Origin of the sequence: Microbispora sp. CA-102843, assembly GCF_050936215.1 — a bacterium.
Lineage (GTDB): Bacteria > Actinomycetota > Actinomycetes > Streptosporangiales > Streptosporangiaceae > Microbispora.
Window position 1 is genome coordinate 4,589,728 of sequence record NZ_JBNJNF010000001.1, and the last position, 25,837, is coordinate 4,615,564.

General features: G+C 74.0%; 25 protein-coding genes. 7 read left to right on the forward strand and 18 right to left on the reverse strand.

The features are described 5' to 3' along the window. The first annotated feature begins 27 nt into the window (after positions 1 to 27). Complete coding sequence (locus ACQEVJ_RS21190; protein WP_433103565.1) at positions 28 to 372, forward strand: hypothetical protein; 345 nt, start codon at positions 28 to 30, stop codon at positions 370 to 372. Between the two features lie 31 nt (positions 373 to 403). On the opposite strand, the gene ACQEVJ_RS21195 is transcribed toward ACQEVJ_RS21190, so the two are convergent. Next, positions 404 to 1,093: a siderophore-interacting protein gene (locus ACQEVJ_RS21195; RefSeq protein WP_433103567.1), complete on the reverse strand. Its 690-nt coding sequence runs from the start codon at positions 1,091 to 1,093 to the stop codon at positions 404 to 406. Between the two features lie 56 nt (positions 1,094 to 1,149). On the opposite strand from ACQEVJ_RS21195, the gene ACQEVJ_RS21200 reads away from it, so the two are divergent. Next, positions 1,150 to 1,608, forward strand: coding sequence for a MerR family transcriptional regulator (locus ACQEVJ_RS21200; protein ID WP_433103569.1), 459 nt, complete (start codon positions 1,150 to 1,152; stop codon positions 1,606 to 1,608). A gap of 30 nt (positions 1,609 to 1,638) precedes the next feature. On the opposite strand, the gene ACQEVJ_RS21205 is transcribed toward ACQEVJ_RS21200, so the two are convergent. The 3 genes from ACQEVJ_RS21205 to ACQEVJ_RS21215 are packed head-to-tail and all read right to left on the reverse strand — an operon-like array spanning position 1,639 to position 6,912. Next, positions 1,639 to 2,142, reverse strand: a complete 504-nt coding sequence (locus ACQEVJ_RS21205) for a MarR family winged helix-turn-helix transcriptional regulator (RefSeq protein WP_433103571.1) — start codon at positions 2,140 to 2,142, stop codon at positions 1,639 to 1,641. Continuing rightward, positions 2,139 to 5,141 (reverse strand): FAD-binding and (Fe-S)-binding domain-containing protein, encoded by a 3,003-nt coding sequence (locus ACQEVJ_RS21210; protein WP_433103573.1) that lies wholly within the window; start codon positions 5,139 to 5,141, stop codon positions 2,139 to 2,141. Before ACQEVJ_RS21210 ends, ACQEVJ_RS21205 begins: the two co-directional genes overlap by 4 nt. Positions 5,142 to 5,145: 4 nt before the next feature. Then, positions 5,146 to 6,912, reverse strand: coding sequence for a thiamine pyrophosphate-dependent enzyme (locus tag ACQEVJ_RS21215; protein ID WP_433103575.1), 1,767 nt, complete (start codon positions 6,910 to 6,912; stop codon positions 5,146 to 5,148). A gap of 101 nt (positions 6,913 to 7,013) precedes the next feature. Between ACQEVJ_RS21215 and ACQEVJ_RS21220 the strand changes: the two genes are divergently transcribed. After that, positions 7,014 to 8,102, forward strand: a complete 1,089-nt coding sequence (locus ACQEVJ_RS21220) for an enolase C-terminal domain-like protein (RefSeq protein ID WP_433103577.1) — start codon at positions 7,014 to 7,016, stop codon at positions 8,100 to 8,102. 60 nt (positions 8,103 to 8,162) lie between these two features. On the opposite strand, the gene ACQEVJ_RS21225 is transcribed toward ACQEVJ_RS21220, so the two are convergent. The 3 genes from ACQEVJ_RS21225 to ACQEVJ_RS21235 all read right to left on the reverse strand — a co-directional run bounded on the left by ACQEVJ_RS21225 (position 8,163) and on the right by ACQEVJ_RS21235 (position 11,064). After that, positions 8,163 to 8,879, reverse strand: coding sequence for a TNT domain-containing protein (locus tag ACQEVJ_RS21225; RefSeq protein WP_433103579.1), 717 nt, complete (start codon positions 8,877 to 8,879; stop codon positions 8,163 to 8,165). Positions 8,880 to 9,166: 287 nt separating this feature from the next. Next, on the reverse strand, positions 9,167 to 9,853 hold the full coding sequence (locus ACQEVJ_RS21230; RefSeq protein WP_433112866.1) for a response regulator: 687 nt from the start codon (positions 9,851 to 9,853) through the stop codon (positions 9,167 to 9,169). A gap of 2 nt (positions 9,854 to 9,855) precedes the next feature. Next, positions 9,856 to 11,064 (reverse strand): histidine kinase, encoded by a 1,209-nt coding sequence (locus ACQEVJ_RS21235; RefSeq protein WP_433103581.1) that lies wholly within the window; start codon positions 11,062 to 11,064, stop codon positions 9,856 to 9,858. A gap of 180 nt (positions 11,065 to 11,244) precedes the next feature. Between ACQEVJ_RS21235 and ACQEVJ_RS21240 the strand changes: the two genes are divergently transcribed. Beyond that, positions 11,245 to 11,478, forward strand: a complete 234-nt coding sequence (locus tag ACQEVJ_RS21240) for a hypothetical protein (RefSeq protein ID WP_433103583.1) — start codon at positions 11,245 to 11,247, stop codon at positions 11,476 to 11,478. Beyond that, positions 11,465 to 12,487, forward strand: coding sequence for a hypothetical protein (locus ACQEVJ_RS21245; RefSeq protein ID WP_433103585.1), 1,023 nt, complete (start codon positions 11,465 to 11,467; stop codon positions 12,485 to 12,487). Before ACQEVJ_RS21240 ends, ACQEVJ_RS21245 begins: the two co-directional genes overlap by 14 nt. Before the next feature lie 11 nt (positions 12,488 to 12,498). Here ACQEVJ_RS21245 and ligD read toward each other — a convergent pair whose 3' ends face one another. From ligD to ACQEVJ_RS21260, 3 genes are read right to left on the reverse strand one after another with little or no spacing between them, the layout of a single operon-like run. Continuing rightward, positions 12,499 to 13,467: a non-homologous end-joining DNA ligase gene (gene ligD / locus ACQEVJ_RS21250; RefSeq protein ID WP_433103587.1), complete on the reverse strand. Its 969-nt coding sequence runs from the start codon at positions 13,465 to 13,467 to the stop codon at positions 12,499 to 12,501. 54 nt (positions 13,468 to 13,521) lie between these two features. Beyond that, on the reverse strand, positions 13,522 to 13,971 hold the full coding sequence (locus ACQEVJ_RS21255; RefSeq protein ID WP_433103589.1) for a hypothetical protein: 450 nt from the start codon (positions 13,969 to 13,971) through the stop codon (positions 13,522 to 13,524). Continuing rightward, positions 13,968 to 14,201, reverse strand: coding sequence for a ribbon-helix-helix domain-containing protein (locus ACQEVJ_RS21260; protein ID WP_142648514.1), 234 nt, complete (start codon positions 14,199 to 14,201; stop codon positions 13,968 to 13,970). The genes ACQEVJ_RS21255 and ACQEVJ_RS21260 overlap by 4 nt, the downstream gene beginning before the upstream one ends. Before the next feature lie 101 nt (positions 14,202 to 14,302). On the opposite strand from ACQEVJ_RS21260, the gene ACQEVJ_RS21265 reads away from it, so the two are divergent. Further along, positions 14,303 to 15,037 (forward strand): SDR family NAD(P)-dependent oxidoreductase, encoded by a 735-nt coding sequence (locus tag ACQEVJ_RS21265; RefSeq protein WP_433103591.1) that lies wholly within the window; start codon positions 14,303 to 14,305, stop codon positions 15,035 to 15,037. 19 nt (positions 15,038 to 15,056) lie between these two features. Here ACQEVJ_RS21265 and hpnH read toward each other — a convergent pair whose 3' ends face one another. From hpnH to ACQEVJ_RS21300, 7 genes are all read right to left on the reverse strand, one after another. Further along, positions 15,057 to 16,061, reverse strand: a complete 1,005-nt coding sequence (gene hpnH / locus ACQEVJ_RS21270) for an adenosyl-hopene transferase HpnH (RefSeq protein WP_433103593.1) — start codon at positions 16,059 to 16,061, stop codon at positions 15,057 to 15,059. Beyond that, entirely contained in the window at positions 16,061 to 17,587 is a 1,527-nt protein-coding gene (gene ispH, locus ACQEVJ_RS21275) for a 4-hydroxy-3-methylbut-2-enyl diphosphate reductase (protein WP_433103595.1), read from the reverse strand. Before ispH ends, hpnH begins: the two co-directional genes overlap by 1 nt. After that, positions 17,584 to 19,482, reverse strand: coding sequence for a squalene--hopene cyclase (gene shc, locus ACQEVJ_RS21280; RefSeq protein ID WP_433103597.1), 1,899 nt, complete (start codon positions 19,480 to 19,482; stop codon positions 17,584 to 17,586). Before shc ends, ispH begins: the two co-directional genes overlap by 4 nt. After that, complete coding sequence (gene hpnE, locus ACQEVJ_RS21285; protein ID WP_433103599.1) at positions 19,479 to 20,879, reverse strand: hydroxysqualene dehydroxylase HpnE; 1,401 nt, start codon at positions 20,877 to 20,879, stop codon at positions 19,479 to 19,481. The genes shc and hpnE overlap by 4 nt, the downstream gene beginning before the upstream one ends. A gap of 8 nt (positions 20,880 to 20,887) precedes the next feature. After that, positions 20,888 to 21,862, reverse strand: a complete 975-nt coding sequence (locus ACQEVJ_RS21290) for a phytoene/squalene synthase family protein (protein ID WP_433103602.1) — start codon at positions 21,860 to 21,862, stop codon at positions 20,888 to 20,890. Further along, positions 21,837 to 22,688: a squalene synthase HpnC gene (gene hpnC, locus ACQEVJ_RS21295; RefSeq protein WP_433103604.1), complete on the reverse strand. Its 852-nt coding sequence runs from the start codon at positions 22,686 to 22,688 to the stop codon at positions 21,837 to 21,839. The genes ACQEVJ_RS21290 and hpnC overlap by 26 nt, the downstream gene beginning before the upstream one ends. A gap of 172 nt (positions 22,689 to 22,860) precedes the next feature. Continuing rightward, entirely contained in the window at positions 22,861 to 23,631 is a 771-nt protein-coding gene (locus tag ACQEVJ_RS21300; RefSeq protein WP_433103606.1) for a polysaccharide deacetylase family protein, read from the reverse strand. A 62-nt stretch (positions 23,632 to 23,693) separates the two neighbouring features. Here ACQEVJ_RS21300 and ACQEVJ_RS21305 point away from each other — a divergent pair, with 62 nt between their 5' ends. Next, positions 23,694 to 24,851 (forward strand): MGDG synthase family glycosyltransferase, encoded by a 1,158-nt coding sequence (locus ACQEVJ_RS21305; protein WP_433103608.1) that lies wholly within the window; start codon positions 23,694 to 23,696, stop codon positions 24,849 to 24,851. On the opposite strand, the gene ACQEVJ_RS21310 is transcribed toward ACQEVJ_RS21305, so the two are convergent. Continuing rightward, positions 24,760 to 25,680 carry a DMT family transporter gene (locus ACQEVJ_RS21310; protein WP_433103610.1) on the reverse strand — a complete coding sequence of 307 codons (921 nt, stop codon included), beginning with the start codon at positions 25,678 to 25,680 and terminating at the stop codon, positions 24,760 to 24,762. The two genes, ACQEVJ_RS21305 and ACQEVJ_RS21310, sit on opposite strands and share 92 nt — an antisense overlap. Between the last annotated feature and the right edge of the window lie 157 nt (positions 25,681 to 25,837).

Sequence of the window (25,837 nt, forward strand, 5' to 3'; positions counted from 1 at the left end):
GCCCAGGAAGAGGCGGTAGGAACCAGGATGAAGGGCCTGCATGCGGCGACGGCGCTGACCGTGCTCGTGATCGTGACGGCCGGGCTCGCCATGCAGGGGAGCGCCTACGCGGCGGTGACTCACCTCGGTCCCCGGCTCCCTGCCTCAAGGGGCGATCACGGCCCCGTCGTCACGAAGATCATCGGCGGAACGGACAATCAGAACGAGCCGCGACTACTCAGTCCCACCACGAACCGCGGCGTCCAGATCATGTCCATCAACGCCCAGAACAACGCATCCCTGGGCGCTTTCTGCAAGCGGCCCTCCCGCACCTGCAAGATCAACCAGAACCTCCGGTTCTACGGGACGGGCTCCCGCCGCAGGGGCCGATGAGCAGCCGAACCGGGCGCCGGAGCGTCGGGTGTCAGTCCATGCCGCGCCGTCCCGGCGCCCAGAACGGTTTCACCACGACATCCCGGCGCGACCAGCCGCGCTCCCTCACCAGGTGGCCTCGTACGGCCTGGCAGGTGCGTGCCTCACCGGCGACGTAGGCGACACCCGGCTCGTCGGGCAGGTCCAGCGAGCGAACTCCGCCGAGCAGCTCATCCGGCCGGGAGATCCAGGTCAACCGATCACTTTGAGCAAGAGGGAGCCGATCGCCGGGCCCGCCGGCCAAGATCACGCCGTGCACGACGGCCGATGCCGGCAGCGCGCGCAGCATCGCGCCGAACGCGACGGCCGCGGTCTCATCTCCAGCGAACAGGTGGTATGGCGCGTCTTCGCGCAGCACGAGCCTGCCCTCCGGACCCATGAAGGCGGCGGTGTCGCCGATACGCGCCCGGCGTGACCACAACGCCCCCGGCCCGGCGGCAGGGTGGTCGAGCACGCACAGGTGGAGATGGCCCTGTGGTGAGTAATCCCAGATCGAGTAGGTGCGCAGGAATCCCTGCAGCCACGAACGAGGCTGGCGAGGGTCGCCGACCCGCAGACGGATGTGCGTGCCGGGAACCCAGTCCAGCTCACGCAGTTGAGGGCCGGAGATGCGGATACGACGCATGCGCTCGGCGATCGGCTCGATCTGCGTGACAGTCCCGTGTCGGAACAGATTCAGCACGGCGGGACCGCCATCGATGACTTGATCATGCCGTTAGAGTGCCGGTTAATGTACACATGAAGTCAAGCGAGGAGCTGACCATCGGCGAGCTGGCACAACGGTTCGGATTGGCCACGCACGTACTCCGGCACTGGGAGAGCATGCACCTGCTGGAGCCCGCGCGACGCCCCGGCGGCCAGCGCTCATACGGGCGGGCGGACCTGGAGCGCGTTGCACTGATCCTGGTGGGCAAGGAAGCCGGTTTCACGCTGGGCGAGCTGCGTGCGCTACTGTCCACCGCCAGCCCGATGGACCACCGGGACCTGTTGCACCGCCACGTCCAGGAGCTTGACCAGCGCATCTCACAGGCACAAGCGGCCAAGGAACTGATCGAACACGCGCTCGCCTGCCCCCACAGCTTCGCCGAGTGCCGGCACGCTCGCGACCGGATCGCGGCCCGGATTCCACCCGCGCCCGATCAGGGCTCCGACAGCAAGGTCATGGTGGAGCCGCTGGGCGGCGGGACAGCAGCCTGAGGTCGTGCCGCTACGCCCGCCACGTCCGGCTCACCGCCGGCCCACGCGACGGCCGCCCTCGCCGAGGCCGTTCCCCGCCGCCGCCGTGAGCTCGCGCAGCGTCCGCGCGAGCGTCCGGCGGCTGTCCGCCGGCATGTGGCGCAGCGCTGCGGCGATGTGCCCGCGGCGGGCCGCGCGGATCCGTTCGAGCGACCTCCTGCCGGTCTCGCTGACATCGATGCTGACCTCACGGCGGCTGTGCGGGGACAGCAGGCGCGTCAGCAGCCCGGCGGTGTGCAGGCGGGCCACCAGGCGGCCCGTGGCCGAGACCGACATGCCCAGCAGGGCGGCGAGCCCGCTCAGGTTCAGCGGACCGTGCCGGTCGACCGCGAGCAGCACCCGTAACTGGGTGACCGACAGGTCGGAGCCGCGCGTCGCCGCGTTGAGGGTCATCTCCACCAGGGCGAGCGAGGCGTCCTCGACCGACCACGCGTCCTCCTCCAGCGCGGGGTCCGTCTCCTTCAGAGCTCCGTAATCCAGGGCCCCGGCGCTCATCGCGTCCCCAGGACCCGTGCCGGGCCGGGCCTGCGCGAGGCGCGCCACTCGGGGTGGTCGTCCAACGGCGTGCCCCGCACCCCGGCCGCCAGCAACTCCGCGAGGTGGATCGCCTGGCGTCCCACCCCCGACTGCTCGATCTGCGTACGGCAGCTGAATCCGTCGGCGAGGACGACCGTGCGCGCGTCGGCGGCGCGGATCGCCGGCAGGATCTCGTGCTCCGCGCAGGTCACCGACACCTCCAGATGGCCGGCGGTGAAGCCGAAGTTCCCGGCGAGGCCGCAGCAGCCGCCCACCGCCTCCACCCGCACACCGGCCCGGGACAGCAGGGCCTGGTCGGTCTCGAAGCCGAGCACCGAGTGGTGGTGGCAGTGCGGCTGGACGACGGCGTCCCGGTCGATCCGGGGCGGATCCCACCCGTCGGTCGCGCTCAGCAGCTCGGCGAGGGTCCTGGTCTGCTCGCGCAGCCGGGCGAAGTCCCGGTCGTGCGCGAACATCTCGGGTGCGTCGGCGCGGAACACCGCCGTGCAACTCGGCTCCAGCCCGACGATCGGGATGCCGTGGCGCAGCGCCGGGGCGAGGGTCCGCGCGGTGCGGCGCAGCACGCGCCGCGCCACGCCGAGCTGGCCGGTCGATATCCACGTCAGGCCGCAGCACAGCGTGCGCGGCGGGATCAGCACGCGGTAGCCCGCCGACTCCAGCACCTCGACGGCGGCGCGGCCGATGTGCGGGTGGAAGTTGTCGGTGAAGGTGTCCGGCCACAGCACCACGGGTCCCCGCTCGCCCCCGCCGCGCGGCCCGCGCCGCCGGAACCAGTCGCTGAAGCGGATCCCCGCGAAGTCCGGCACCGGCCGGGCCGGTTCGAGCCCCGCCAGGCGCTTGGCGAGCGGGGACAGCACGGGCGCGTGCGCGAGCGCGTTGACCACGCCCGGGGCGAGTGCCGCCAGGCGGGCCCACACCGGCAGCCACCCCATCGCGTAGTGGTCCATCGGCCGGATCCGGCGGGCGTAGTGGTGGGCGAGGAACTCGGCCTTGTACGTCGCCATGTCGACCTGCATCGGGCAGTCGTGCTTGCAGCCCTTGCAGGCCAGGCACAGGTCGAGGGCGTCGCGCACGGCGGTGGAGCGCCAGCCGTCCTTCACCGCGGAGTCGGCGTGGCCGTTCAGCATCTCGAACAGCAGCCGGGAGCGCCCGCGGGTGGAGTGCTCCTCCTCGCCGGTGGCCCGGTAGGACGGGCACATCACCCCGCCGACGTGCTCGCGGCACTTGCCGACCCCCACGCACCGCATGACGGCCCGCTGGAAGCTGCCCTCGTCGTCGGGGTAGCCGAAGTTCACGGGCGGGTCGGCGGGCGTCCACTCGGGGCCGAGCCGTAGGTTCTCGTCCAGCCTGTACGGCGCGACGACCTTGCCCGGGTTCATCCGGTCGCCGGGATCGAAGACGGCCTTGACCTGCTCGAAGGCGGTCATGACCGCGGGCCCGAACATCTTCGGCAGCAGCTCGCCCCTGGCCTGCCCGTCGCCGTGCTCGCCCGACAGCGAGCCGCCGTAGGAGATGACGAGGTCGGCGGCCCGTTCGAGGAAGGCGCGGAAGGCCGCCACCCCGTCGGCCGTCACCAGGTCGAACGGGATGCGGGTGTGCACGCAGCCCTGCCCGAAGTGCCCGTACAGGGAGGCGTCGCCGTAGCCGAACTCCTCGAACAGGTGGCGCAGGTCGCGCAGGTAGCCGCCGAGCTTGTCCGGCGGGACGGCCGAGTCCTCGAAGCCCTCCCACGTCTCGTGCAGGCCGGGCACGCGGGCGGTGGCGCCGAGCCCGGACTCGCGTACCTCCCACAGCTCCTTCTCGATCTTCGCGTCGTCGATGAAGGCGATGTGCGGCGCGTGCTCGGTGTCCCTCAGCTCCTTCAGCAGGTCGCGTGCCTTGGCGTCCGCCTTCTTCTGGGAGTCGGCGCCGAAGGAGACCATGAGCCAGCCGCCGCCCTCCGGCAGCCGCTTGAGGGCGTCGGGATGCATGTGCTTGCGCCGCTCGAAGTCCACGAGCCTGTCGTCCACCCCCTCCAGCTGGAGCGGGCCGTACCGGGCGATACGTGGCACGGCGTCGGCGGCCACGTTGATGTCGTGGTAGCCGAGCAGGACGAGGCACTCGGCCTTGGGCGCGGGCACCAGGCGCAGCTCGGCCCGCAGCACGGTGACCAGCGTGCCCTCCGACCCGACCAGCGCCCGGGCCAGGTCGAACCCGGTTTCCGGCAGGAGCTGGTCGAGGTTGTAGCCCGACACCCGGCGGGGGATGTCGGGGAAGCGGCGGCGGATCTCGTCGGCGTGCTCGTCGACGATCGCGCGCAGCTCGCGGTAGATCCGCGCCCTCGGCCCGCCCTCGGCGACGATCCGGTCGAACTCCTCCTGGCTCGTCGGCCCCACCCACATCCGATGGCCGTCGTAGGTGAGGATCTCCAGCCGCGCGATGTTGTCGGCGGTCTTGCCGTACGCCTGGGCGGTCGAGCCGCAGGAGTTGTTGCCGATCATGCCGCCGAGCGTGCACTGGGAGTGGGTGGACGGGCGCGGCCCGAACATGAGGCCGTCGTCGGCCAGCAGCCGGTTCAGCACGTCGAGCACGATGCCGGGCTCGACAACGCAGGTGCGCGCCGCGGCGTCCACCGACACCAGCCGGTGGCAGTACTTGGACCAGTCGATGACGACGGCGGCGTTGCAGGTCTGACCGCCCAGGCTCGTCCCACCGCCCCGTGAGGTGACGGGCGCGCCGTGCTCCCGGCAGACCGCGATCGCCTCGGCCGCCGCGTCCACCGTGCGCGGCACCACCACCCCGAGCGGCACCTGCCGGTAGTTCGACCCGTCCGTGGAGTAGGCGCCCCGGCTGCCCGGGTCGAACCTGACCTCGCCGTCCACCCGGGCGGCGAGGTCCCGCTCCAGGTCGCGCAGCCGCACGTACGGCCGGCGCGGCCGGGCCGTCACGGGCAGCGGAACGAGCACCTGGTCCGTCATGGCGTCACCGCCCCAGTTGAGAGATCTTGTCCTTGAACAGCGTCGTCGCGATGGCCGCCTTGTGCGGCTGCCCCTTCAGGAACGCCTCGGCGAACTTGACCGCCTGGTCGCGGGCGACCTTGCCCGGCATGGGCGGCTCGTTCGGGTCGACGTCCACGTCCACCAGCGCCGGCCCCGGATGGGCGAGGGCCTGCCGTACGGCCTCGTCCAGGTCGGCGGGGTCGGTGACCTTGCGGCCGTACCCGCCGCAGGAGCGGGCCCAGGCGGAGAAGTCGGAGGTGGGCGCGCCGAACCTGACCCCGTGCTCGGGGAACCCCAGCACCATCTGCTCCCACAGGATCTGGCCCAGCGAGCCGTTGTTGTTCACCACCACCGTGATCGGCAGGCCGAGACGGGCCGCGGTGAGGAACTCGGCCATCAGCATCGCGAAGCCGCCGTCGCCGACGAACGCGATCACCTGACGGTCGGGGTGGGCGAGCTGCGCCGCGATCGCGTACGGCAGGCCGGGCGCCATCGTGGCGAGGTTGCCCGACAGGTAGAACTCCCGATCGCCGCGGATCGTCCAGTGCCGCGCCGCCCAGGTCGCGATCGTCCCGGAGTCGCAGGTCAGGATGGCGTCGTCGGAGGCGGCCCGGTCCACGCAGCCGATCAGGTACTGCGGGGCGATCGGGGCGCGCTCCGGGTTCTCCAGGGCGGCCATGTTGTCCCGCCACCCGGCCATGGCCTTCTGGTACTTCTCCAGGTGCGCCCGGTCGTCGTTGCGATGCAGCAGCGGCAGCAGCGCGGCCAGCCCCTCCTTGGCGTCCCCGACCATCGGCACCTCGGTCGGCATGCGCACGCCCGCGCGGGCGGGGTCGGCGTCGATCTGCACGACGCGGACCTTGCCGGGCTCGGGCAGGTGCTTGGTGTAGGGGAAGTTGGTGCCGACCATCAGCAGGGTGTCGCAGTCCTCGACCAGTTCCTCGCCCGGCTTCGTGCCGAGCAGGCCGATCCCGCCCACCGCGTACGGCGAGTCGTCGGGGATGACCGCCTTGCCGGGCAGCGTCTTGATCACGGGGGCGCCCAGCGTCTCGGCGACGGCCAGCACCTCCTCGCGGGCGTGCAGGGCGCCGGCCCCGGCCAGGATCGCGGGACGCCGGGCCGCGTTGAGCACCTCGGCGGCGGCCCTCAGGTCCTCGGCGCGCGGCACGCCGGGCGGGGACAGGTAGACGGGGGCGGTCGCGGGGGGCCGCGCGGGGGCGACGTGCTGGTAGGGGTCGGCGTCGGCGGGGGCCACCTGGACGTCGTTGGGCAGGCACAGGTGGGCCACCCCGCGCCGCGCGTACGCCGTGCGGATCGCGATGTCCACCACGCCGGGCAGCTGGGTGGGGTTGTCCACCACGAGGTTGTACTCGGCCACGTCCTCGTAGAGCCGGTCGAGGTGGACCTCCTGCTGGTAGCCGGTGCCCAGCACGCTGGTCTCCTGCATGCCCGTGATGGCCAGAACCGGCTGGTGGTCGAGCTTGGCGTCGTACAGGCCGTTGAGCAGGTGGATCCCGCCGGGGCCCGAGGTGGCCAGGCACACCCCGATGCGGCCGGTGGCCTTCGCGTGCGCGGCCGCCATGAACGCGGCCGCCTCCTCGTGGTGCACCAGCACGAACCGGACACGGTCGGATTGGCGGCGCAGCCCTTCCATGATGCCGTTGATGCCGTCACCGGGGAGCCCGAAGACGGTGTCGACACCCCAGTCGGCGAGCCGCCTGATGAGTACTTCGGAGGCGATTTCCGTCATACGTGCCGCGCTGCCCCTGGAATGGGCAGCCGAACACTCACCACATGGAAAATTTTGCCTTTGTGAGAATCGCCGTGTCACGGCCGGGTATGGGGGCGATCGTGATCAGAGACCTCCACGTGTCGGCCTATCGCGTGCCGACCGACCGCCCGGAGGCCGACGGCACGCTGAGCTGGGACGCGACCACGATGGTGGTGGTCCACGTGGACGCCGGTGAGGCGGCCGGGCTCGGCTGGACCTACGCCCCGGCCGCCGCCGCGCGGGTCGTCACGGACCTGCTCGCGCCGGTCGTGCGCGGCGGCGACCCGATGGACGTGCCGGGCCTGTGGACCGCGATGGTCCGCCGGGTGCGCAACGCGACCCGCACGGGCGTCGCCGGGTATGCGATCTCCGCGGTCGACGTCGCGCTCTGGGACCTCAAGGCCCGGCTGCTGGGCGTGCCGCTCGCCCGCCTGTTCGGCCTCGCCAGGCAGTCGGTGCCCGTGTACGGCTCGGGCGGGTTCACCACGTACGACGACGACGTCACGAGTTCGCAGCTCGCGCACTGGGCGCACGAGCAGGGCATTCCCCGCGTCAAGATCAAGATCGGGGAGTCGGCGGGCACCGCCCCCGACCGCGACCTGCACCGCGTCGCGCTCGCCCGCCGCGTCATCGGGGACGCCGCCGAGCTGTACGTGGACGCCAACGGCGGCTACAGCGCCAAGCAGGCCGTGCGGATGGAACAGCGGATGCGCGACCACGACGTGCGGTGGTTCGAGGAGCCGGTGTCCTCCGACGACCTGGCCGGGCTGCGCCTGGTGCGTGAGCGGGCCGACGCCGACGTCGCGGCCGGCGAGTACGGCGGCGACCTCACCTACTTCACCCGCATGTGCGCGGCGGGCGCGGTCGACTGCCTGCAGATCGACGCGACCCGCTGCGGCGGCTACACGGGCTGGTCCGGCGGGGCCGCGATCGCCGCCGGGCACGGGCTGGAGGTGTCGGCGCACTGCGCGCCCAACCTGCACGCGCCGGTCGCCGCGGCGACCCCGAACCTGCGCCACATGGAGTGGTTCCACGACCACGTGCGGATCGAGGGCGACCTGTTCGACGGCGCGGCCGACCCCACGGGTGGTGTCGTACGCCCGCGGGACGCCCCCGGACACGGCCTGACGCTGCGTGGCGCCGCCGCCGAGCCGTACCGGGTCGCGTAGGGCCCGCTCGGCCCGTCACCGGGCGGGCGTGGCGTGCCCGCCCGGTTCCGGCAGGAGGGCTCAGTTGATGCGTTCGAGGTAGCCGTTGTCGGCCAGCCAGCCGATCGACACCTCGCCGTCCGGGTTCGCCGGCGCGCCGGGGATGTACTTGGCGAGTGTGTGGAACTGCTCGCCGAGGCCCGGCATCTCGAACGCCGAGGCCGCCGGCCCCGCGTCCACGAGGAACGACCGGATCACGCGGTAGGCGTGGTAATTGCACAGGTGTTGGTCGCCCGGGACGTTGTTGAGGTTGTTCGGCCGCAGCGACCGCTTGGAGAACGGCGTGGCGAACGGTGCGAGGAACGCCCCGCCCTCCCCGCCGAAGCGGTCCACCTTGTAGCCGAGCGGCAGCTTCGCCGTCCTGATGAGCGGGCGGCCGTTGGTGTATGCGCCGGAGTGCGCGAACCCGGAGTCCTGGGGGAACCGGTAGGACTTGGTGGTTGGGATGTAGTAGCGCTCCAGGAACCGCTCCGGGGAGAGGCCGCCGTACCGCACGTAGCCGTCCAGGATCTTGGCGATGAAGCCGGTGCGCGGCAGGAGCACCGGGCCGAGGTTCGGGTCGCCGTTGACGAACGGCGGCCCGCAGACCTGGCCCGTCGTCGCGCCCAGGGGCTGGGGGTCGGAGGTCGCCGGGCCCTGCCCGGCGGGCGCGGTCGCGGCCTGGGCCGGGACACCGGTCAGGGCCGCCGTGGCGAGGGTGCAGGCGGCCACGAACAGCTTGCGAGAATGAACGCGCACGAATTCTCCTGAGATTGCGCACACAGCATGCGATCGGACATATCCGCATCAGATTGATTTCGATGGGAATCGCCCGGTGAATGGCGCCGAGAAATGGCCATGATCGCTCTGACGCGACGAATTCGTGCGTACCCGGCTGTTGTTCAGGCGCATCACAAGGAGATCGCCGCAGCGTTCAAAAACCCCGCGCGGTCAGGGGAAACAAGGCCGACATGAGGCGATATAGGCGCACCAAAATGGTGACGGCAGAAGCTTCCGGAATTCCGCGAAAGAGGCGAGGATCCTTTTCAGCCGTCCGTGCCGAGCGGATCGTCGAGCAGCCCGGCGTCGTGGACGAGCAGGGCGATCTGGACGCGATTGTTGAGGCCGAGCTTGGCGAGGACGCTCGACACGTGCGTCTTGACGGTGGGGACGCTGAGATGCAGCAACGCGGCGATCTCGGCGTTCGGCCTGCCCTGGCCGACCGCCACCGCGACCTCACGTTCCCGGTCGTTCAGCAGCGCGAGGCGCTCACCGGCGCGGGCCCGGCGCCGGTCCTGGCCGTCCTCGGCCACCCGGGCGATGAGCCGCCGGGTCACCGCGGGGGACAGGACCGGATGGCCGGCGGCCACCCGGCGGACGGCGTCCACGATCTCGCCCGGCGGGGTGTCCTTCAGCAGGAACCCGGCGGCTCCCGCGCGCAGTGCGCGCAGCACGTACTCGTCGGCGTCGAAGGTGGTCAGCACGATCACCTCGGGCGCGCCGTCGCGGGCGCGCAGCGCCTCGGTGGCGGCCAGGCCGTCCATCACCGGCATCCGGATGTCCATCAGCACCACGTCGGGGCGGTGCCGGCCGGCCAGCGGAAGCACCTCGGCGCCGTCCCCGGCCTGGGCGAGGACGCGGATGTCCGGGGCGCCGCCGAGCATCATCACCAGGCCGGCCCGGACCAGGGGGTCGTCGTCGGCGATGAGTACGCCGATGGTGGAGTCTGGCATGATCACGCCGGCCACGGTAGCCAGGCCCGCACGCGCCAGCCACCACGGCCCCCGCCGCCGCCCCCGTCCACGGGTCCGTCCACGGGGCCGTGCTCCAGCCGTCCCCCGGCCAGCGTGACGCGTTCGGCCAGGCCGGCGAGGCCGTGGCCGCCTCCGCTTCCGGCGTCCTGGCCGATGGCCGCTGGCGCGTCGTTGACCACCTCGACCGTCAGGCCCTCGCCGGGCGCCCCCTTCACCCGTACGCGGACCCCGGCTCCCGGCGCGTGCTTGCGCGCGTTGGTGAGGGCCTCCTGCGCGACGCGGTAGGCGGTGCGGCCCGCCCGGTCCGGGACCGTCTCCCGTGACCCGAGGTCGTCGCACAGCTCCACCCGCATGCCGGCCCGGCCCGACTCCGCGACGAGCTCCTCCAGGTCGGCCAGAGTGGGCAGGCCGGGCCGCGTGGGCGCGGACGGCTCGCCGGTCGGGGCGCGCAGCACGCCGATCACCTCGCGCAGGTCCTGCAGGGCCTGGTGGGCGCTCTCCCTGATCACCCGCGCCGCCCGGGCGACGTCGGCGGGGTCGGCGCCCGGGTTGAACTCCAGCGCTCCCGCGTGCACGCTCAGCAACGACAGCCGGTGGCCGAGCACGTCGTGGATCTCCCTGGCGATTGCGTCACGGACCTGGTGTTGCGCCTGCTCGGCGCGCAGCCTCGCCTCGGTCTCCATCCGGGCCGCGCGGTCGCGCTGCGCCAGCACCAGCCGCCGCCGGTGGTGGACGAACAGCCCCCACCCGGCCGCCGCGCCCTGCAGGGCCAGGCCCAGCGTGAACAACGCGAGCGGCGGCATGCCCGGTTCCGGTCGCAGCCACGTGAAGACGATCGCGGCCAGAACGCTGAAGCCGAACACGGTGCCGGAGGTCCGCGGGCGGCGGTGGACCGCGACCGAGAAGAGCGCGGCCAGCATCGGGCCGGCGACCATCTCGAAGACGGCCGACAGCGCGACGAGCGTCACAGCGAGCCCGACCGGCCATCGGCGGCGCAGCCACAACGCGGCGCAGCCGAGCGCGCCTGCGAACTGGTCGAGGGGGAACAGCCACGCGGGCGGCAGCGGCGCGGTGTCGACGCGGTCCACCGACATGTAGAAGGCGAAGGTCGCGGCGAGCACGAACATCGCCGAGTCCACGAGCCAGTCACGCCGGGTTCGCCGGTGCCGGGGGGCGGCGGGGGAATCCATATCCCCCGCAGCGTACGACCTCGCAGGAGGCCCGCCAGGGCTGAGGGGCGAAGACCATACCGAAGTCGGGCGCCGCCCGACTTCGGTCGGATGGCATGCCGCACGCCGGCGACCTTGGCCGTACGGAAGCATGCCGATGCCCGATCCCCGCCGGGCGCGCCGATCCCTAGCGTCGGTGCCATGCGCAAGGTCATCCAACTCGCCGGGGCGTTCCTGGTGGTCGCGGGCATCAGCGGGACCATCGACCACCTGGCCGTGCAGCCGTTCTGGGGGGCGTTACTCAACGTCTTCAACCGCCAGGTCATCCCGCGCCTGGACTTCCTGACCGGCTACGAGGTCTACGCCAACCTCCTCGTCGCGGTCGTCGGCGCCGCGGTCTTCGCCGCCGCATGGAGGCGAAATGAAAACGCGTGATTCGCGGCGTTTCGCCATGGCGGCCGGGCTCCTGGTGCTGGCGCCGATGTGCGCCGAGTACGTCACGGGTTACGACGACAGCACAGGCGACCCGCTCGTGCTCGCCGCCAGCCTGCTGATCTTCAGTCCGCTGTACGGCGCGCCCGCCCTGCTCATCCGTGAGGCGGCCCGCCGCCTGGGCATGCCCTGGCCGGGCATCCTCACCCTCGCGGCGGCCTTCGGCGTGCTCCAGGCCGGCGTCATCGACCAGTCCATGTTCAGCGAGGGCTATCGGGACATCCCGTACTGGGAGGAGATGATCCGTCCGACGTACGTCGAGCCACTGGGACTGGCGGCCTACACCACGCTGTCCTTCGTCGCAGGCCACGCGATCTGGAGCTTCGGCGTGCCGATCGCGCTGACCGAGGCGCTGAGCCCCCGGCTGTCGCGTACGCCCTGGCTGCGTACGCCCGGTTTGGTCACGGCCGCGGTGCTGTACCTCGCGGCGGCGGCGTTCGTCCTGCGCGAGCACCTGCGGACCGAGCCCGACCACGCCACGGCCGCGCAGATCGCGGGATCACTGGCGGTCGTCGCGCTGCTCGTGCTCGTCGCGCTGATCTCCGCCGCGACAAGGCGGCGCCGAGCCGAACTCCCGGCACCGCCGGGAGGCACCGCGCCGCGGCCGATCGTCGTGGCGGCCGCCGGGCTGGTCGCGGGCCTGACCTTCAACTTCCTGCCCTCGACCTGGGGCGGGGTCGCGGCCGGGCTCGCGGTGATCACGCTGTGCGCCGCGGCCGCCGTCCGCCTCGCCCGCTCGCCGGAATGGAGCGTCCGCCATGCCGCCGCGCTCGCCGCCGGAGCCCTGACCGCGCGCGCGGCGGTCGGGTTCTTCGCGGTCCCGCTTGGTGAGGTCGCACCGGTCGCCAAGTACGCCCACAACGTCGCCTTCCTCGCGGGCGCGGTGCTGCTCGGGGTCCTGGCGACGCGGTCTCGAGACACCGCGGGCTCGCTCGACAAGGCGACGGGGTGACTCGGGCGCGTTCATCCGTCCTCGCGGACGACCTCGCCGGGGTCCTTGTCGTCGCGCAGGCCCCGCCAGGAGGGGTGGCGCAGCCGCCCCTCGCCCGTCCACTCGGCGAACTGCACCTCGCCGACCAGGACGGGGTCCACCCACCGGCCGCCCCTGGCCTCCTCACGGGTGATGCCGTCGAAGGGGGGCGTGTCCCGCCGCAGCGGCGCCAGGCGCTCGCCCAGCCGCCGTAGCGCCTCGTCGGTGAAGCCGGTGCCGACGCTGCCGGCGTACCGCAGGCGCCCGCTGTCGTCGTTGACGCCCACGAGGAGCGCGCCGACGGTGTTCGCCCGGCGGCCCTCCCCGGCCCGCCAGCCGCCGACGACGACCTCCTGTGTGCGGACGTTCTTGACCTTCACCCAGTCGGGGGAGCGGCGGCCGGGGCGGTAGGGGGAGGCGAGCCGCTTGGCCACGACGCCCTCCAGCCCCAGCCGCCGCGAGTCGGCCAGCGCGTGCTCGCCCCCGTCGGCGTAGTAGGGCGGGATGGCCCAGTGGCGTCCGGCGTGGACGAGGTCCTCCAGGCGGCGCCGCCGCTCGGTGTAGGGCATGGCGATGGCGGTGGCGGCGTCGACGTGCAGCACGTCGAACAGCAGGTACGTCACGGGCGTGGTGACCAGGAGTTGCCTGATCTTGAGCGGGTTGCGCTGGTGCATGCGCGGCTGCAGCGCCTCGAACGACGGCCTGCCCTGCTGGTCGAAGGCGACGATCTCCCCGTCGAGCACCACCGCGTGCCCGCCCGTGGCCTCGGCCAGGCCGGCGAGTTCGGGGTAGGCGGCCGTGATGTCCTTGCCGTTCCGGGAGACCAGCCGCAGCGTGCCGTCCTCGACGTACCCGAGGGCGCGGACCCCGTCCCACTTCATCTCGTGCGCGTAGTCGCCCTCGGGCTCGGGCAGCCGCCCGAGCCGGGCCATCATCGGCGTGTACGCCGGAAGGGCGGCCATGCCCTGCTGGTACCCCAGCCGGCCCGGCGCGTACCTTCTGACCTGCGTGGACGCCTAGGGGAGGATCTCCAGGCGGACGTCGAGGCCCTCGTACAGGTAGGGGGTCGCGGTGATGATCCGCCAGTTGCGGCGGGTGGCGTGGACGGCCGCGTGGGCGGCCACCAGGACGTCGGGCAGGAGCGCGTCGGCGGCGGACGGCCGGTGGCGCCGCAGGCTCGTCATGATCCGCTGCGCGTACGGCCCGCCTTCGACGGCGTCGTCGGGGGAGAGCGCGCCGGTGACCACCATGGACATACGCAGGAAGCGTTCGAGCCGGGGCTGGATGGGGCCGAGCGACAGCACCTGGACGGCAAGCGCGGGGACGAGGAGGGTGACGCCGTGGGCCGAGGACTGCCGCACGACGGCCCTGCCGTACATGCTCTTGCCCTCGATCAGGTGGACGACGGCGTCGAGGTCCAGCACGTGGCCGGACAGGACACCGGCCGGTGGGACGGGGTCGGTCACGCGGCGTCCGCCTTGGCGTCGCCGGTCACCAGGCGCGCCGCGCGGGCGCTGTCGTCATCGGTGATCCCGTCCTGCCAGCCCGGCCCCCATAAATCGGCCATGATGGCCAGGTCGCCCTGGATGCGCCGCCGCTCCCGCAGCGCCGCGGCGATGTAGGCCGAGGCGTTGCCGGACGCCTGCGCCTCGTCGGCGAGTTCGTCCGGCAAAGAGATCGTAATCTTCTTGGTCATACTCGGGAGGTTACCCAGTCATACTGCCGGCGGTCCATCGGTTGGCGGAAATCACCTCAGCCGTACTCCGCGGGTACACCCAGTGACGAGGGGGTGGGCGCATGAGGCTGGCGGGGGCACGGGTGCTCGTCACGGGCGCGTCGTCGGGCATCGGCGCCGCCACGGCGCTGGAGCTGTCGGCGCGCGGCGCAAGGCTGGTGCTGTCCGGGCGCGACGAGGAGGCGCTCGCCGGCGTCGCCGCCCGGACCGGCGGAGAGGTCTTGCCCGCCGACCTGTCCGATCCCTCGGCCGACCTCGCCGTACGCGCCGGGCAGGTGGACATGCTGGTGGCGTGCGCGGGCGAGGGCTGGAGCGGGCCGCTCGCGCGGATGTCCGGCGGCACGGCCGAACGCATGATCGCGGTCAACCTCACGGCCCACGTGCAGCTCACCCGGCTGCTGCTGCCCGGGATGCTGGAGCGCGGCCGGGGCCACCTCGTCTATGTCGCCTCGATCGCCGGCGTGGTGGGCGTGCGGGAGGAGGCGGTGTACGCCGCGACCAAGGCGGGCCTGCTGGCCTTCGCCGAGAGCCTGCGGTACGAGCTGCCCGGGATCGGCGTGACGGCCGTGGTGCCCGGGGTGGTCGACACGCCGTTCTTCGCCCGGCGCGGCAGGCCGTACACGCGCCGCAGGCCGGCGCCCGTCCCGCCGGAGCGGGTTGCCCGGGCCATCGCGGTGGCCGTGGAGCGCGACCGCGCCGAGGTGTACGTCCCGGCCTGGCTGCGGCTGCCCGCCCGCCTGCACGGGGCCGCGCCCGGCGCGTTCCGCGTCCTCGCCCGCCGCTTCGGCCGCCCCTGACTCTCAGCTGCCGCGACTCTCAGCTGCCACGCAAGGCGCGCAGGGACTCGCGCAGCGAGCCGAGGGTGGCGAAGACCGCCGTCGGCTCGTAGCCGCAGTGCGCCATGCAGTTGGCGCAGCGCGGGTCCCGCCCCCGGCCGTAGGAGCTCCAGTCGGTCTCCTCGACCAGCTCCCGGTAGGTCTGCGCGTACCCGTCGGCCATCAGGTAGCAGGGCCGCTGCCAGCCGAACACCGAGTAGGACGGGATCGCCCAGGCCGTGCAGGGGAAGTCGGTCTTCCCCTCCAGGAAGTCGAGGAACAGCGGCGAGTGGTTGAACCGCCAGCGCCTGCGGTTGCCGCCCGCGAACGCGGCGCGGAACAGCTCCCTCGTCTGCCGCACTCCCAGGAAGCAGTCCTGGTCGGGCGCCTTCTCGTACGCGTACCCGGGCGAGATCATCATCTGGTCGACGCACAGGTCGTCGTTGAGGAAGTCGAGCACCTCGATCACGGTGCGCGGGCTGTCCCCGGCGAAGAACGTGGTGTTGGTGGTGACGCGGAAGCCGCGCCGCCGGCACTCGCGCACCGCCGCGACCGCCTCGTCGAACACGCCCTCCTTGCACACCGACGCGTCGTGCCGCTCGCGCAGGCCGTCGATGTGGACCGCCCAGGCGAAGTACGGCGAGGGCGTGAACCGGTCGATCTTGCGCGGGATCAGCAGCGCGTTGGTGCACAGGAAGACGTACTTCCTGCGTGCCACCAGTTCCTCGACCATCTCCCCGATCTGGGGATGCATGAGCGGTTCCCCGCCCGCGATCGACACCATCGGGGCGCCGCACTCCTCGACGGCGGCCACCGCCTGCTCGACGGGCATGCGCTGCTTCAGCACGCCGGCCGGGTGCTGGATCTTCCCGCAGCCCGCGCACTTCAGGTTGCACGCGAACAACGGCTCAAGCTCGAGCAGCAGCGGGAACCTCTCCCGCCGGCGCAGCCGCTGGGCCAGGATGTACGCGCCGACGCGCAGGCTCTGGCGTACGGGCATCGGCATCAGGGCCGCACCTCCTTCGGCAATGTGAACTCGACGTTCTCCTCGGTCACCCGCCGCTCCTCCACCTCCAGCGGGCCGAGCCCGCCGAGCGCGGCCACGATGGCGTCGACCATGGCGCCGGGGGTGGACGCCCCGGCGGTCAGCCCGACCGTCCGCGCGCCGCGCAGCCAGTCGAGCGCGATGTCGCCGGGGCCGTCCACCAGGCGGGCGAGCGGCGCCCCATCGTGATCGGAGCGGGCGGCGACCTCGGTGAGGCGCAGGGCGTTGGAGGAGTTCGCCGAGCCGACGACCAGGACCAGGTCGGCCTCCGCGGCGACGGCGCGCACCGCGTGCTGCCGGTTGGTCGTCGCGTAACAGATGTCGTCGCCGCGCGGGCCCTCGGCGTCGGGGAAGCGCCGCCGTATCGCCGCCGCGACCCGCCCGGCCTCGTCGGCCGCCAGCGTGGTCTGGGTCAGGTAGGCGACCCCGCGCCCCGGCGGCACGGACGCCACCCCCGCCTCGTTCTCGACCAGCACGCCGGCGCCGGGCACCTCCCCGAGCACGCCCTCGACCTCCTCGTGCCCGGCGTGGCCGATCAGCACGACGAGGTCGCCCCGCGCCGCGAACCTGCGGGCCTCCGCGTGGACCTTCGCGACCAGCGGGCACGTGGCGTCGACGACGCGCAGCCCGCGCCGCCCCGCCTCCTCCCGCACGGCGGGCGCGACCCCGTGCGCGGAGAACACGGCGACCGCGCCCTCCGGCACCTCGGCCAGGTCGTCGACGAACACCGCGCCGCGCCGCTCCAGGTCGCGTACGACGTGGATGTTGTGCACGATCTGCTTGCGCACGTACACGGGCGCGCCGAACCGGTCCAGCGCGCGCTCCACGATCTCGATGGCCCGTTCGACCCCGGCGCAGAACGAGCGGGGCGAGGCCAGCAGGACCCGCCGCGGGCCCGCGGCCGCCGCCCACCGCGCCAGGACCGGGCCGATCCGGGCGAGCGTGCGCCGCGCGGCGACCGCGCCGCCCATCGTGGCGAGGCTCAGCAGGGGAGCGTCGGGGGTGTCCACGATGACCCGCACGGCCGCGAACGGCCGAGCCCCCGCGGCGGCGGCCAGCGGCGCGCTCTCCATGTCCACGGCGTACGCGCCCTCGCGGGCCAGCACGCGGCGGTCGCGGCCCGTCACGATCCGAGGGGAGGTGACGAGCGGGCCGGTGCGGGCGGGCAGCCCGGCGCGGACGAGTTCGCCGGCGAGCAGCGGGGCCGACGGGCACGGCCAGACCCGGTCGCCGGAGCGGACCTCGGTGGCGACGAGCACGTCCCCGGGGCGCAGGCCGTCGTGGAGGGCCCCGCCGAAGCCGGTGACGGCGAGGGCGGCGGCGGGCGGGAGCAGGGCCGCCGCGCGCGCCGCCCGGTCGGGCCCCATCCCGATCCTGACGACCCGGACGCGCGGATGGCCGCTCCCGGAGTCCGGCCGGGGCCGCAGGCCGCGGGCGACGGCCCGGGCCTCCATTCCCAGCGCGGTGCACACGATCAGATCGGTCATGGCGTCGCCTCCGATCCGGCCGTCTCGTGCAGGCGCAGGTAGCGGCCGAGCGCGCTGACCGGGAAGACGAGGCGGTAGAGGTGGTAGTTGATGTAGAAGTCGCCGGGGAAGCCGGTGCCGGTGTAGTAGGGCTCGTCCCAGGTGCCGTCGGGGCGCTGGCTGTCGGCCAGCCAGGCCACGGCCCTGTCCACGGCCGGGCCACGCTCTCCGGCGGCGAGCAGGCCGATGAGGGCCCACGCCGTCTGCGAGGCGGTCGGCTCGCCCCGCCCGATCCAGGCGGGGTCGCGGTAGGAACGCATGTCCTCGCCCCAGCCGCCGCAGGGGTGCTGGTGCGCCTCCAGCCACGCCACCGCCCGCCGTACGCAGGGGGCGCCGGGCCGCACGCCGGCCGCCGCGAGGGCGGGCAGCACCGCCCCGGTGCCGTACACGTGGTTGGCCCCCCACCTGCCGAACCACGAGCCGTCGGGCTCCTGCGCCCGCAGCAGCCACACCACCGCCCGCCGTACGACGGGGGAGCGGGCCATGCCCTCGGCCGCGAGCGCCTCGACCACGTGCGCGGTCACGTCGGCCGACGGCGGGTCGATGACCGCGCCGAAGTCGCAGAACGGCAGCCGCAGGCACAGCTCCCGGGTGTTGTCGGCGTCGAAGGCGGCGAATCCCCCGTCGCGTGAGGCCATCCCGGCCATCCAGCGCAGCCCCCGCTCGAGGACGGGCCGGGCGGCGGGCCGGCGCCACCGGCGCAGCGCGAGGATGACCTCGGCCGTGTCGTCGACGTCGGGATAGCCGTCGTTGTCGAACTCGAACGCCCAGCCGCCCGGCGTGAGACGGGGGCGCCGCACCATCCAGTCGCCCGGCCCCCGGATCTCCTCGCGCAGCAGCCACTCGCCGGCCCGGGCCAGCGCGGCGTGCTCCCGGGGCAGACCGGCGTCCAGGAGGGCGGTCATCGCGAGCGCGGTGTCCCACACCGGCGACTGGCACGCCTCCAGCCTGCGCGTGCCGTCCTCCCTGATGGTGAACCTGTCGAGCCCGGCCAGGCCGGCGCGCATGACGGGGTGGCCGACGTCGTACCCGCTCAGGTTCAACGCGATCAGCGAGTAGACCCAGGGGGGCTGGATGCCGCCCCACGAGCCGTCGGCCTCCTGCCGGGCCACGACCCACTCGGCGGCCCGCCTCAGCGCGGCGCGGCGGAGCGCGGCGACCGGGCGCCGTTCGTACCGGTGCAGGACGCGGTCGAGGGCCGCGAACGCCGCGTCCCAACCGGTGCGGGGGGCCCGCCGCGGCACGTGTCCGGTACGCAGTTCCGGCAGGCCGAACGGCAGCGGGCGGACCGGCCGGTGCGCGGTCACGATCGTGAGCGGGACGATGGTCTGCCGCGCCCAGCAGGCCCAGTCGTACACGTTCAGCGGGCACCACGGCGGCAGGAACATGATCTCCGGTGGGATGACCGGCAGGTCCTCCCACCGCCACTGGCCGAACAGGGCGAGCCAGATGCGGGTGAATACCCGGGCCGACTCGATGCCGCCGGCCCCGCGCACGTACGCCGCCGCGGCGCGCATGTGCGGAGCCGAGGGCGGGTCGCCCGCGAGCCGCAGCGCGGCGTACGCCTCGATCGTGGTGGACAGGTCGGCGGGGCCGTCGTGGAAGTTGGCCCACGTGCCGGCAACCGCGCCGTCCGTGCGTTGCTGGGACCTGATCCACCGCGCGGCCTCGGCGGTCTCCCCGGCGGTCCGCACGCCCAGGAACTCGCGCAGCAGGAGGTCCTCGGCGTCCATGGTCACATTGGTCTGCAGCTCGCCCTTCCACCACCCCTCGGGCGACTGCAGGCCGAGCAGGTGGTCGCGGGCCGCCTTCAGGGCGGTCGCGGCGCGGGCGGCGCTGGTGGCGACCGCGGTCACGACGCCCGCTCCCGTTCGAGATGCCGCCTGGCGAGGCGGGCCGCCTGGAGTCCGCTGCGCACGGCGCCCTCCATCGTGTCGGGCCAGCCCGTGTCGGTCCACGCGCCGGCGAGGAACAGCCCGGGCCACCGGGTGGCCGAGCCGGGGCGCAGGCCCCCGCTTCCGGGAACCTGCCGGAAGGTCGCCCGCCGCTCCCTGGTGATGAACAGGTCCACGACCCGCGCCGTCCGCGCGGCGGGGAGCAGCCGCTCCAGCTCGGGCAGGAACACCTCCCGCATCACGGCCGTGGGCACGTCGATCCAGTGCCGCGCCGCCGACACCGAGACGGTCAGGTACTGGCCCCGGGGGAGCCCGCCAGAGGCGGTCCTGTCGAAGATCCACTGCACCGGCGAGCCGACGACGGCGGCGAACGGCAGCCGCGTGACGGGCCGGTCGTAGACGACGTGCACGTTGACGATCGGGCTCGCTCCGAGGCCCGCCCAGGCGTCCCGGTCCGGCGCGGCCTCCGCCGGCACGAGTCGCGCGGCCTGGCCGTGCGGGGTGGCGACGACGACGGCCGACGCCTCGACGCGCGCCCCGCCCACGAGGATCGAAGGTCCGCTCAGGCCCGGCAGACACGGCAGCACTCTGTCGACCTTCGCCGCCAGCCGCACCTCGCCGCCCAGCCGGGCGATGGCGGAAAGCGCGGCGCCGCCGTGCAGGTCGCCGAGCGGGACGGACGGCACGCCGATGTCGGCGGCGTCGGCGCGGCCGAGCAGGGCCGTCCTGAAGACCATCGCGGCCGGTCCCAGCGCCGCCTCGTCGGACGGGATGTTGAGCGCGGCCACCGCGAACAGGTCCCACAGCGCCCGCCGTACGGTCTCCCGCTGGCCGTTTTCGGCCAGCCACCCGCCGAGCACGGCCCGGTCCAGGGCGGGCTCCGCCGGGTCGAGCCCGCGCAGCGCGAGCGCGCCGCGCACCGCGCGCAGCCGGTCGGCGGGGGACAGCAGGCGGTAGCCCGCGAGCGCGGGCAGCAGATGGAACGGCCCGGGCAGCGCGGCCCGGCGCAGCCGTCCCCGCCCGCCGTGCGGAGTCAGCACGCACACGTCGAAGCGCTCCTGCAGGCGCACCCGCCCGGTGCCGCCGAGCCGGTCCAGCAGCCCCCGGTACGCCGTGCAGCAGCGCAGGAAGACGTGCTGCCCGTTGTCGGCCGTGAGGCCGCCCCGGGCGAAGGAGTGGGTGGCCCCGCCGAGCCGGGGCCTCGCCTCGTAGAGGGTCACCGGCCACCCGGCCTCCGCGAGCGCGAGGGCCGCGGTGATGCCGGCGAGGCCGCCGCCCACCACCGCCACGGGCGGGACCGTCGCGCCCTCCACGCCGCTCCGCGCGCCGTTCGCCGGGCCGTTCGCCGGGTCATTCATCCGGCCGTTCATCGGGCCGCTCCCGCGATCGCCCGCGCGGCCACCATCGCCTTCGCCCACGGCGTGAGCGACACACGGCCGGCCAGCGCCCCGCCCGGGTCGGCGGCGATGCGGGCGAGCAGTCGCCGGTAGATGCCCGCCATCGCCGCGGTGCAGGCCGCGCTGCGCCGGTCGAGCAGCGGGATCAGGAGCATCCCCTCGACGTACCAGCCGAGCGCCCGCCCGGCCTCGTACCGGATGAGCCGCGCCAGCCGCTCGGGCGGGTCGGTGAACGCCCCCGACGCGTCCAGGTCGAGCGTGCAGCCGAACCTGCGCAGGTCGTCGGCGGGCAGGTACACCCGGCCCGCGCAACGGTCCTCGCGCAGGTCCCTGAGCACGTTGGTGAGCTGGAGCGCCACCCCCAGGGAGTCCGCGAGCCGCGCCGCGCGCCGCAGGGTCCCGTCACCGGCCGGCACCCCGTCGGCGAGGCCGAACACGCCGAGGGACAGCCGCCCGATCGACCCGGCGACCTCCCGGCAGTAGCCGACCAGGTCCTCGTAGGACTGGTAGCGCGCGCCCGCGACGTCGGCGGCGCAGCCGTCGATCAGCTCCTCGAACGCGTCCAGCGGGACGGGGAAGCGCGCGGCGGTGTCGCGCAGGGCCACCAGCACGGGGTCGGCGGGGTCCGGCCGGGGGGCCCGCAGGCCCGTCCGCGCCTCCTCCAGCGCCGCCAGCCGAGCGTCCACCGGCCCGGCCGCGTCGCCGATGTCGTCGATCCGCCGGGCGAAGGCGTAGAGCGCGCTCAGCGCGCGGCGCTTGGGCGGGGAGAGCAGGCGGATGCCGTACGCGAAGTTGCGCGCCCGGGTGCGGACGACGCGCTCGCAGCACCGGTAGGCCAACGGCACGGACACGGGCACCGGCACGGATATGGGCGTGACGGGGCGCAGCGCGGGGCCGGGAGGGCGATCGGGAACGGGATCAGGAATCGCGCCGGGAACCGTCACCGTTCACCTCCTTCAGCACGCGCACCCACTCGGTCAGCACCGCGCGGCGGCGCGCGCGGACCGCCCCGCCGAGGACGTCGTGCCGGCCGCGCTCCAGTGCCGCGAGCGCCGCCCGGCCGCCCGCGACATACCCGGCGACCGCGGTCCGCGCGAACCCGCTCAGCGTCTCCAGCAGCGGCATGCCCTCGTCCAGCAGGGTGGCGGCGCGGCGGGCCTGCAGCGCGACGGCCCTGCGCAGCCGCGGGGAGGTGCGCGGGGCGTCCAGATCGGCCTCGCGGCAGCCGAACCTGCGCAGGTCCTCGGCCGGGAGGTAGACGCGGCCGCGCGCGTGGTCCTCGGCGACGTCCTGGCAGTGCTCGATCACCTGCAGCGCCGAGCAGATGCGGTCCGAGAGCCGCGCCCGCTCCGGGGTGGCCACGCCGAACACGTGCAGGACGATCCGGCCGACCGGGTTGGCGGACAGCTCGCAGTAGGCCAGCAGCTGCGCGAACGTGTCGTAGCGGCGCACCACCTGGTCGCGCCGGTTGGCCTCCACGAGGCGGAGGAAGGGCGTACGCGGCACCCCCCGCCCGGCGACCAACGGCGTCAGCGCGCGTACGGCGGGCAGCCGCGGGCTCCCCCCGGCGTACAGGCGGCCGAGGTCGGCCTCCACCGCATCGAGCAGCGCGGGCCGCTCGGCGGGGTCCGCCTCGTCGCCGACGTCGTCCACGTAGCGGGCGAAGCCGTACACCGCCATCAGGTCGCGACGGTACGCGCGCGGAAGCAGGCGGGAGGCCACCGGGAAGTTCTCCCGGCGCGCGGCGTCGCGTACGTCCGCTGCGGACATGCCTGAAGAATCTCCACCGCAATTCACCACAAAACCCGACGGAGTGGGCGGGCGCTTTTACATGGGCAACTCTGGAGGAAAAGCAGCGTCGGCGACCGGGCGATGCCCGGAAAAAACGGTAAAAACGTGGTCGAGAAGCACGCTGAGAGCGAGCCGCCCTTTTCCCTGCTTTTTATGCTTCCGGTGTCAGGTAAAAGCTTGCCGGGACCGGGAGCCGGTGGGGCCGCGCGCCGCCGGGTACACCCACGCCGTGGGCGCCGAGCGGTCCGACACGGAGCCCCGCGGCGCGGCAGCGCCCGACCACGCCGGCGAGCGCGCCCAGCGCCGAGCGCCAGGAACCCGGGGCGGAGGTGTGGTCGCAGTCGTGCAGCAGCAGCGTCGCCCCGCCGCGCAGGCCGGGCTCCAGGGTGCTCAGCACCGAGCCGGGCGTGGCCCGTTCCGTCCAGTCCTCGCCCCAGGCCGTCCACAGCACCGGCCGCAGGCCGTGCCACCGGGCCGCGAGCAGCGCCTCGGCGCTCAGCACGCCGTAGGGCGGGCGATACCACGAGGGGTGTGCGCCGGTGACGGCGGCGACGAGGCGCGCGGCCCTGCCCATCTCCGCCGCGACCCTGCCCGGCCGGGTGACCAGGGCGTTGTCGTGCCGCCAGCCGTGCACGGCCACCTCGTGACCGGCCCGGGCGATGCTCCGCCCGACCTCGGGGTGGCGGTCGAGCATCTCGCCGAGGAGGAAGAAGGTCGCCCGGACCCCGAGCCGGTCCAGCTCGTCGAGGAACAGCGGGGTCGAGCGCGGGTCGGGCCCGTCGTCGAAGGTCAGCGCCACGTGCCCGGGATCGCCCTCGCCCGCGAGGGACGGCAGCAGGCGGCGGACCGGGGGCAGCCAGGTCGCCCCCGGCCCGGCGTGGAGCAGGGCCAGCCCGGCGACGACGAGCGCGTGAGGTCTCATCGCATTCCAGTGTCCGCCACGCCGTGCCGTGGCCGCCAGGGGCCCGCCGGTGAAGGAGGGCCATGAGAGACAAGGCATTGATCGTCAGCGCGTCGATGGGAGCGGGCCACGACGCCGTGGCCGCCGAACTGGCCCGCCGTCTGACCGCCGCCGGTGCCCGCGCGGAGGTCGTGGACGTGCTCGCCCTGCTGCCGCTGCGGCTGGGCGCGCTCCTGCGGTGGTGGTACCGCGGGGTGATGCTGCGGGCGCCGTGGCTGTACGCGCTGGTCTACCGCGTCTTCTTCGTCTCCCGGCGGGCCCCCTCCACCTCGCCGCTGACGGTCGTGGCCGCGGCCGGGCTGGCCCGGGCGGTGCGCCGCGCCCGGCCCTCCCTGGTGGTGCCGGTCTTCCACGTGGCCGCGCAGGCCGCCGGGCACCTGCGGGCGCGGGGGCGGCTGGCCGTGCCGAGCGTGGTCGTGCTGACCGACTTCGCCGTGCACCGCCTCTGGCTGCACCCCGGCAACGACCGCTACCTGTGCCCGGACACGGCCACGGCCCTCGCCGTGACGGCCGCCGTCGGCCGCCCGGCCTTCCGCTGCGCCCCGATCGTCCGCCCCGGGTTCGCGGCGCGGGGTGCCGGTGCGAAGAGGGGTGCCGGCGCGGCGGCGGACGTCCGGGCCCGGATCGGCCTGCGGGACGGCGACCGGATCGTGCTCGTGTGCGCGGGGTCCTGGGGGGTCGGCGGGGTCGCGGCGACCGCCCGGCTCCTGGCCCGCTCGGGCCGGTACGCGCCCGTCGTGCTGTGCGGGCGCAACGAGCGGCTGCGCCGCCGCCTCGGGCGCATGCTCGCCGGAGCCGGAGCGGGGGCCGCCCTCGGCTGGCGGGACGACCTGGCGGACCTGCTCGCCTCCGCCTACGCGCTGGTCGACAACGCGGGCGGGGTGACCTGCAGGGAGGCGTTCGCGGCGGGAGTGCCGGTCGTCACCTACCGCCCCATCCCCGGCCACGGCAGGGACGGCGTGCTCGCGATGGCGCGCGCCGGGGTGAGCGTCCACGCGCGGCGCCGCGCGGACCTGCTGAGGGCGCTCGACCGGCTCGAACCCGGCCTGCCCGGGCGGGCCGCGCTCACCGCGCGGGCGGGCGCCCTGTTCACCTCGGCGCCGGCCGAGTCCCTCCTCCTCCCCGACCTCCTCCTGCTCCCGGGTGACGCCGTGCCCCGGCCATGCGAGCCTGCTCCCTGAGCGGCGCGTATTTCGACAGCAGCATGCTGCCGTACAGGATGAGGGCCATGCCCGACAGCTCGGGCACCACCCAGGGGCCGGTGCGGATCTCCTCGCCGAACATCGCCACGCCGTACGCCGTGCTCGCCACGGGGTCGGTCACGGTCAGAGCGGGTTGCACGGCGACGAGCGGACCGCTGTGCAGGGCGTTCTGCAGGAGGAACAGGCTGCACAGACCGGCGGCCACCATGGCCCAGAGCGACCAGGAGCCGGCGAGCGTCCGCGCGCCTCCCGGCAGCTCCTCCACCGTGCGCTTCATGAGGACGGCGGTGTAGGCGAAGCCGAGGCCGGCGGCGACCCCGAGCAGCACCGCGCGGGCGGGTCCGCCGCTGGCGATCGCGACGGCCACACAGCAGGCGAGGAGCCCGGCGGTCACGCCCGCCGAGATCACCCAGGTCAGCAGGCCGGGCAGCCGGTGACCGGGGGCCGGTGACGCCGCCGCGAGGAATCCGGCCAGGCCGGCCGTCACCGCGCCGACGGCCAGCCACGTTTTGGGGGCTACGCGAATCCGGAACATCCGGCCCGCCAGGAGCATCGTGATCGGCAGTTCCGCGACGAGCAGGGGCTGGACGAGCGCGAGCCCTCCGTTCGTGAGGGCGGCCGCCTGCAGCAGGAAGCCCGCCATGAGAGCGCCGATGCCGCCCAGCCAGGCGGGCCGGCGTACGAGGTCAAAGATCAGGCCGAGCCGGAACGCCTCGTCGGCTGGGGCGCTGCGGGCGGCCCGGCGCTGCAGTACGGACGCGACGGCGTTGGCCGCCGCGGCGAGCACCGCCAGGACAACAGCGATCATGACCCCAGCGCCCCGTCTCCGGCCTCTCGTTGCGGGCCATCCCTTCGAGGCCCTATGGGTACCCTCCCCGGCCATTCCCGCCGCATGTCGCCTTGGACGCTCTGAAACGTATTTATCCGGTAATTGACGAATAAATACGGGAATATTAATCGAAATC

Coding starts and splice junctions, on each gene's coding strand:
- hpnH (WP_433103593.1), bottom strand. CDS start 16,061: ATGCCGATGCCCGTACGCCAGAGCCTGCGCGTCGGCGCGTACATCCTG.
- ACQEVJ_RS21240 (WP_433103583.1), top strand. CDS start 11,245: ATGCGCAAGGTCATCCAACTCGCCGGGGCGTTCCTGGTGGTCGCGGGC.
- ACQEVJ_RS21260 (WP_142648514.1), bottom strand. CDS start 14,201: ATGACCAAGAAGATTACGATCTCTTTGCCGGACGAACTCGCCGACGAG.
- ACQEVJ_RS21200 (WP_433103569.1), top strand. CDS start 1,150: ATGAAGTCAAGCGAGGAGCTGACCATCGGCGAGCTGGCACAACGGTTC.
- ACQEVJ_RS21235 (WP_433103581.1), bottom strand. CDS start 11,064: ATGGATTCCCCCGCCGCCCCCCGGCACCGGCGAACCCGGCGTGACTGG.
- ACQEVJ_RS21205 (WP_433103571.1), bottom strand. CDS start 2,142: ATGAGCGCCGGGGCCCTGGATTACGGAGCTCTGAAGGAGACGGACCCC.
- ACQEVJ_RS21265 (WP_433103591.1), top strand. CDS start 14,303: ATGAGGCTGGCGGGGGCACGGGTGCTCGTCACGGGCGCGTCGTCGGGC.
- ligD (WP_433103587.1), bottom strand. CDS start 13,467: ATGGCCGCCCTTCCGGCGTACACGCCGATGATGGCCCGGCTCGGGCGG.
- ACQEVJ_RS21230 (WP_433112866.1), bottom strand. CDS start 9,853: ATGCCAGACTCCACCATCGGCGTACTCATCGCCGACGACGACCCCCTG.
- ACQEVJ_RS21300 (WP_433103606.1), bottom strand. CDS start 23,631: ATGAGACCTCACGCGCTCGTCGTCGCCGGGCTGGCCCTGCTCCACGCC.
- hpnC (WP_433103604.1), bottom strand. CDS start 22,688: ATGTCCGCAGCGGACGTACGCGACGCCGCGCGCCGGGAGAACTTCCCG.
- ACQEVJ_RS21310 (WP_433103610.1), bottom strand. CDS start 25,680: ATGATCGCTGTTGTCCTGGCGGTGCTCGCCGCGGCGGCCAACGCCGTC.
- ACQEVJ_RS21215 (WP_433103575.1), bottom strand. CDS start 6,912: ATGACGGAAATCGCCTCCGAAGTACTCATCAGGCGGCTCGCCGACTGG.
- ACQEVJ_RS21245 (WP_433103585.1), top strand. CDS start 11,465: ATGAAAACGCGTGATTCGCGGCGTTTCGCCATGGCGGCCGGGCTCCTG.
- ACQEVJ_RS21305 (WP_433103608.1), top strand. CDS start 23,694: ATGAGAGACAAGGCATTGATCGTCAGCGCGTCGATGGGAGCGGGCCAC.
- ACQEVJ_RS21210 (WP_433103573.1), bottom strand. CDS start 5,141: ATGACGGACCAGGTGCTCGTTCCGCTGCCCGTGACGGCCCGGCCGCGC.
- ACQEVJ_RS21190 (WP_433103565.1), top strand. CDS start 28: ATGAAGGGCCTGCATGCGGCGACGGCGCTGACCGTGCTCGTGATCGTG.
- hpnE (WP_433103599.1), bottom strand. CDS start 20,879: ATGAATGACCCGGCGAACGGCCCGGCGAACGGCGCGCGGAGCGGCGTG.
- ispH (WP_433103595.1), bottom strand. CDS start 17,587: ATGACCGATCTGATCGTGTGCACCGCGCTGGGAATGGAGGCCCGGGCC.